The sequence below is a fragment of the Rhodococcus sp. YL-1 genome, assembly GCF_001942025.1.
GTDB classification, from domain to species: Bacteria; Actinomycetota; Actinomycetes; order Mycobacteriales; family Mycobacteriaceae; genus Rhodococcus_F; species Rhodococcus_F qingshengii.
This window is the reverse complement of sequence record NZ_CP017299.1, coordinates 6,360,899-6,367,154: the sequence shown is the minus strand read 5'-3', so window position 1 is coordinate 6,367,154 and position 6,256 is coordinate 6,360,899. Positions and strand designations below refer to the sequence as shown.

At 59.3% G+C, this 6,256-nt stretch carries 7 protein-coding genes; all 7 read left to right on the top strand.

What is annotated here, in order from left to right:
- Positions 1-776: 776 nt before the first annotated feature.
- Positions 777-920: a 50S ribosomal protein L34 gene (gene rpmH, locus BH682_RS29620; RefSeq protein WP_003942540.1), complete on the top strand. Its 144-nt coding sequence runs from the start codon at positions 777-779 to the stop codon at positions 918-920.
- A 26-nt stretch (positions 921-946) separates the two neighbouring features.
- Positions 947-1,327 (top strand): ribonuclease P protein component, encoded by a 381-nt coding sequence (gene rnpA / locus BH682_RS29615; RefSeq protein WP_019746209.1) that lies wholly within the window; start codon positions 947-949, stop codon positions 1,325-1,327.
- Entirely contained in the window at positions 1,324-1,704 is a 381-nt protein-coding gene (gene yidD / locus BH682_RS29610; RefSeq protein WP_007729147.1) for a membrane protein insertion efficiency factor YidD, read from the top strand. The genes rnpA and yidD overlap by 4 nt, the downstream gene beginning before the upstream one ends.
- A 4-nt stretch (positions 1,705-1,708) precedes the next feature.
- Positions 1,709-2,815 (top strand): membrane protein insertase YidC, encoded by a 1,107-nt coding sequence (gene yidC, locus BH682_RS29605; RefSeq protein ID WP_003942570.1) that lies wholly within the window; start codon positions 1,709-1,711, stop codon positions 2,813-2,815.
- A gap of 20 nt (positions 2,816-2,835) precedes the next feature.
- Positions 2,836-3,399, top strand: coding sequence for a Jag family protein (locus BH682_RS29600; protein ID WP_003942504.1), 564 nt, complete (start codon positions 2,836-2,838; stop codon positions 3,397-3,399).
- A gap of 542 nt (positions 3,400-3,941) precedes the next feature.
- The gene (locus BH682_RS29590) at positions 3,942-4,199 is read left to right on the top strand and encodes a hypothetical protein (protein WP_030536721.1); all 258 of its coding nucleotides are present in this window, start codon (positions 3,942-3,944) and stop codon (positions 4,197-4,199) included.
- Between the two features lie 1,358 nt (positions 4,200-5,557).
- Positions 5,558-6,238 carry a 16S rRNA (guanine(527)-N(7))-methyltransferase RsmG gene (rsmG, locus tag BH682_RS29585; protein WP_075835077.1) on the top strand — a complete coding sequence of 227 codons (681 nt, stop codon included), beginning with the start codon at positions 5,558-5,560 and terminating at the stop codon, positions 6,236-6,238.
- The last annotated feature ends 18 nt before the right edge of the window (positions 6,239-6,256 follow it).

The window sequence follows — 6,256 nt, the reverse complement described above, 5'->3', positions numbered from 1 at the left end:
TTCCTTCCCGTGTTTCGCCGACAGTGGGTGTGCTGCAGCTGCCGAGCGTATGGCTGCGGCGTCGAATGATTCGGTGGATTACCACCCGGGGTGAGAACCCCGTAACAGGCTACGAATATGCCACCTGGGCTGTGTTTCCACACAATTATCCACAGATGTGGACAAACCTGCACTGAGTCGGTTTTTTCGTCAACCAAATTCGTCAAAGTGATCGAGAAATTGATCTACCTGCAACTTTGTCGGAACTCGAGGCGTTCGCCACTTGGTGTCGGGGATGCGTCAACACTCACAGCCCTGTGGATGAATGTGGAAACTCGGGATTCGGGGTCGCGTCCGGCGCTCGTGCCCGTATGTGCTGATGAGGCCTTGTCGAGAGCATGCGCCAGTGGAACTGTCCGGGTTGCCTTCGGGTCACCTGCAGTCCGTAGCGGAACTGTTGCCAAGGTCACACTTGCCGCCTCGCTCGAGGTCACGGCCGTATGCACACTGTGAATGGAATCTGCGGAATGATGTAAGTATCGGCGTGTCGCCGTGGTTGCCGCGGGAGGGCTCCGAATCGGGCTGGTTTGACCTTGGCAACGGTGGTAAGTAACCTCGAACGGTCACCCGCTGGTGGTGATCGCTTCGTGCTGGCTACATATGTCAGGTCGGATCGGTCTTCCAAGCCACAACGAGTGAAGTTGATTGTTCTGTACCTGTTGGATCCAAAGGCGCCGTAAGGCGTCGATCACTGAATGACGCCGGGAGGCGTCAATGAACTTCGAGGAGTGTTGACCGTGGCCAAGGGCAAGCGGACGTTCCAGCCGAATAATCGCCGCCGCGCGCGTGTTCACGGCTTCCGTCTTCGTATGCGTACCCGTGCGGGTCGTGCAATCGTTTCGGCGCGTCGCCGTAAGGGCCGCGATTCCCTCACCGCCTGATCTGATTTCGAGTTCAGGAGCTCGGGGTGTTGCCTGAGCCGTCTCGGTTGCGTCGCCACGCGGATTTCTCCGTGGCGGTGCGACGCGGGCGTCGTATGGGAAGACGCGACCTTGTCGTGCACGCGTTCGATCGCGAGCAAGTAGAGGCGCTGGTAGTAACAAATCACGGTCCCCGTTTCGGGCTGATCGTGAGCAAGGCTGTCGGGCCGGCGGTGATTCGACATCGAGTCGCACGCCGGCTTCGTCATATCTGTGCAGATTTCGTCGGGCAGGTTTCGCCGGAGACGGACGTGGTTATCCGCGCACTTCCGGGTGCAGCTACCGCCAGTTCAGCCGAACTGGCCAAGCAGTTGCGCGGGGGCCTGACCAAAATGAACCTATTGGTGTCGGTAAGTGAAGAGCCATGAGTACTCCGCTCTCTGAGCAGATCGAGACTCCCAGAGCCTCCCGTGTCATCACGGTGTTGAAGGCTGTGCGTCGCGCTCCCGCCACTGTTCTCATCTTTTGTATCGAGTTGTACCGGACGTATGTGTCGCCCTTGAGGATGCCGACCTGCCGGTTCACCCCCACCTGCAGTGAATACGCAGTCGAAGCGCTGCGCACTCACGGGGCGATCAAAGGCCTTTTCTTGACTGTGGTGCGGTTGGCGAAGTGTGCCCCCTGGCATTCTGGAGGGTGGGACCCTGTCCCTGCCCGTCGTGACCGTGATGCGGGTAGCCGCCATAGCTGTCCGGAAGCACGCGCAGCGTGTCACAGTCCGACGGACGAACAGAGGAGTACTTAGAGCCGTGCTCAATTTCATCTACTATCCGGTATCCGCGATTCTGTGGGTCTGGCACAAGGTCTTCGGGTTCATTCTCGGCCCGGACAACGGAATAGCCTGGGCGCTTTCCGTGGTGTTCCTGGTGTTCACCTTGCGTGCGGTTCTGTACAAGCCGTTCGTGAAGCAGGTCCGCACGACGCGTCAGATGCAGGAACTGCAGCCACAGATCAAGGCATTGCAGAAGAAGTATTCGGGCGACCGTCAGCGCCAGGCCGTCGAGATGCAGAAGCTCCAGAAGGAGCACGGATTCAACCCGATCATGGGCTGTCTCCCGGTCTTGGCTCAGGCTCCGGTGTTCATCGGTCTGTTCCACGTCCTGCGCTCGTTCAACCGCACCGGCACCGGCATGGGCCAGCTGGGCATGAGCGCCGAGGACAACCTCAACACCCCGAACTACGTCTTCTCGGCCACTGACGTCCAGTCGTTCCTGGATGCTCGTCTGTTCGGCGCGCCCATCTCGGCCGCTATCACGACGCCGGTTGCGCAGCTTCAGGCCTACGTCACCGAGAACGTTCCCGAGCTTCCGTCACGGCTGAACATCATCCTCGTGGCCGCTCCGCTGATGATCATCGCCAGCATCGCGACGCACTTCAACTCACGCGCTTCTGTTGCCCGTCAGAGCGAAGCAGCTGCCGCGAACCCGCAGTCCGCGATCATGAACAAGCTCGCCCTGTACGTCTTCCCGCTCGGTGTTCTGGTCGGTGGACCGTTCCTTCCGATCGCGATCCTCCTGTACTGGGTGTCGAACAACATCTGGACCTACGGTCAGCAGCACCTCGTCTTCCGCAAGATCGACGCGGAAGAAGAAGCCAAGAAGCAGGAAGCGATCACTCGCCGCAACGACAATGCGCCCAAGCCCGGTGCCCGTCCTGATCCCAGCAAGAAGAAGGGATCTCCGGCTGCGCTGAAGACCGCGGATTCAGCCGACGACGACGGTGACGCCCCGGAAGTTTCGCTCAAGAAGCCTCAGCCGAAGCCCTCGGGTTCCAGTGGTGGTTCCACGTCGAAACCCAAACAGAACCGGCCACAGAGCAACCGCGGCAACTCCCCCAAGCGCAATAAACGGCGCTGATCCAGGAAAGAGAACGACCAATGTCCAGTGAAGCTGACATCGTTGTGGATGGAGAGAACGCAGACGTGAGCACCGAGACCACTGCGCCGGTTACCGATGTGGATGTAGACATCGACGATTCCGATGACGACCTGATCGAAGAGGGCGAGATCGCCGGCGACTACCTCGAGCAGTTGCTCGACGTTCTCGATTTCGACGGAGACATCGACCTTGACGTCGAGGGCGATCGGGCGATCGTCAGCATCGACGGCGGCGACGACCTGACCAAGCTCGTGGGACGCAAGGGTGAGGTTCTGGATGCTCTCCAGGAGCTGACTCGTCTGGCAGTTCAGCAGTCGACCGGAGAGCGCAGCCGCTTGATGCTCGACATCGCCGGGTGGCGTGCGGGCCGGCGCGAGGCACTCAGTGCTCTCGGTGCGGAAGCTGCACAGCGTGTTCTCGAGACCGGCGAACGCGAAGAGCTTGCTCCGATGACGCCGTTCGAACGCAAGATCGTGCACGACGCCGTCGCCAAGGTCGCCGGTGTTTCCAGCGAGAGCGAAGGCGCTGAGCCGTCTCGTCGAGTGGTTGTCCTCAAGGACTGACACTCCCCCTTGATCGAATGCGGGCCCCGGATTTTCCGGGGCCCGCTTCTGTGTCCGAGAGGTGTTTCACGTGAAACCGAATCCGGCGGCACGGTGACGGTCAGGTGCCTATCGTTGTCGACATGTCCCACGAGCGTTCCGGAATCCCTCTCGGATTGATGATCTTGAGTGCCTTACGCATGCTCTTTCTGTATGGTCGGGGCTCAGTCCCTAGGCGGCGATTCCCTCATGGGTGGGTCATTGCTTCTTCGTTTTGATCGGGTAAGCGAAGGCGGATGAAGGAAATCGGAAATACCCATCCGGTTCGCTCGTAGGCGCAATCTCGTGGTCTTTATGACCCGAACGCCAGGGAGCCTGTAGGTTCCGGCATCGATCCAACCCGCACCTCGTAGGACACGCCATTCGACAGTTGTCCCATCACCCAACCTCCTCCCTGCGCGGGCTTACCGCACCAGGCGGTGAGGTCGTAAACCCCCGGCTGGAGATCGTCGCGCGTTAGTTCCACCGACTGCCCGGCCTGCGGCCAGGAGGCATCGTCATCGGTGAAAGGCTCGACCGTGCGTGTGTGGTCATTGGGATCGTTCACCGGTGGTCTCGGTGAGGACGAAATTGACAGGGTGCAGATGCCACTGTCATTCGGGTTCGTGATCGTCGCGGTGATCGATGAATCATCACCAACGAGCGCCACCACTGGCGGTTGGTACGGGACCTGGGCGCTGGCCAAAGCGGGTGCAGCCAGCGAGGCCAATATGGCAGCGGCAACAATTGCGTATCTCATGCCCGATTTGTACCACGCCTAGTATCTTCTCGACCTCAGAACCACTGCGCTCCATCGCCTGGTTCCACCGCACTATGGAGTAAGTCGAGGTACCTCGTTGGATGCCTTTTTGGGATATGAACACCGCCGTGCCGTACGGAACTTCCCAGGTGCGTCGGCGACCTTTTTAACAAGCGAGTCAGAAACGCGATGAATGCATCAATTGAGGGCCGTCCGGACTCTTCCGCCTTCTGTAGAGCAGAACCGCCTTCAGTGGAGTTTGAACTCGTCTCGGTTGTCGAACCGGATCTGCGTATGGCCTTACCGGGTGCTGACATTTCATTCGGCACTGCCTGACGGTTACTCATCTAGACCCGAGAGCCCCGGTCAGGTCGTGATCGCTGCCAACCGGTCGCCTCGAGGCGAGACCACAAGCGATCCGTGGTTCGACCACGCTGGCTTGGTCAGTTCCGGCACGGCAGACAACTTGGCTGATCGACCCCTCGGTCCCGTCATCGTTTACGTCAGTATCCGTCGAGTTGGCGGTATGGTCCATGGCTGCTATTTGCCCGCGAGACATGGATTCCGAGCTTGCCATGAGATTTACCGAAGGGCGGCAGGTTGCCGTATTGCGAGATGCCCCTCTCCCTCGACTCGAAATAGTCGGCCTTCGTTTCACGTGAAACCGGGTCGATGTGGTGCCTCGGTACCAACGTGGAACCGCCGAGGGTTGAGGTTTCGAATCAGATGGGCGGGACTAGCGAGGGTTCTGCTCTCGCCGTCATCGTGCTCGCTGCTGTCAGGGCTCTGGTCAACGGAGCGCTGTGGGCGGCTAATTATGTGGATGGTTTGATCGGCGTAGGCGCCGCGGGCTCTTGCTCTGTTGGCCACAATAATTGGCGGTGCCTTCGTGGGGATTGAGTCATTGCGGTCATCTTCGTCTTCGGATGTCGTCCAAGAACTGGAATCGAAGAAGAACGTCCGCGTCAGAAACCGACTGGGTCAGAGTGACCGAGTCCGCTCGGCAGTCCTACGACAGCGATTTTCGGCAACCACTTTTCGTTGAAAATTGCCCATTTTGGGTCAGAATTCCATCCATGTAACTACCCATGACAGTTTCGTCACTGTGATGATACTAAGAATTGCGCTCCTATCTGCATTCGATCGCCCGGCCATGTTTCACGTGAAACGCGTCAGAATTGGAAGAATTTTCAGCGCAATGTTTCACGTGGAACGTGAACCCCTCCCCTCCCCCGCTTGAATTTTGGGCCGAATACTTCCCAAAGAATGAACGAGTCGGCAGACTCACAGCGAGTCGGTGTGCAGAAGCGAACACATGTCGGCTCCAGAGCGGATAATGATTTCGGTCTTGATTGTTGATTTCGCGGTTTACGCGGGAGGATGTTTCACGTGGAACAGAATGGTGCGGCGTCGGTTGACTGGGACGAACAAGAGACTGCGCGCGCAGTGTTCGGTGACAGATATGAGATCGCGGAACGGTATTACCAATCCCTGGCGACGGATGGTGTCGAGCGCGGGCTCATTGGTCCCCGTGAAGTCCCTCGACTGTGGGAGCGTCACCTTCTCAATTGCGCCGTCATCGGTGAGTTGATTGCCGAAGGCGAGTCGGTTGTGGACGTTGGAAGCGGCGCCGGCCTACCCGGTATCCCTCTCGCAATCGCCCGCCCGGACTTGAAGGTGACTCTGGTCGAACCGTTGCTTCGACGCTCGGTGTACCTCGCGGAGTTCATCGAGTCCAACGGATTGGACGTATTGGTTGTCCGAGGGCGAGCCGAGGAATCGGGTGTTGTGAAGGAAGCGGGCGGCGCGGATGTAGTCACCTCGCGAGCTGTGGCGCCCCTCGAGAAGCTGGCACGTTGGTCCCTCCCACTCATTCACGAGCACGGCCGGATGTTGGCACTCAAGGGTTCGAGCGCCGCCGAGGAGATCGAGCGAGACCGTACGGCGCTGACCAAGTTGGGCGCAGGTAAGTTGGAAACACTCGAATGCGGAGCCAAGATTCTCCGCACCCCCACTGTTGTGGTGAAGGCCGAACGTCTCCCGAAGCGCCGCCAGCGTTGATGATTTACACGCATGCAA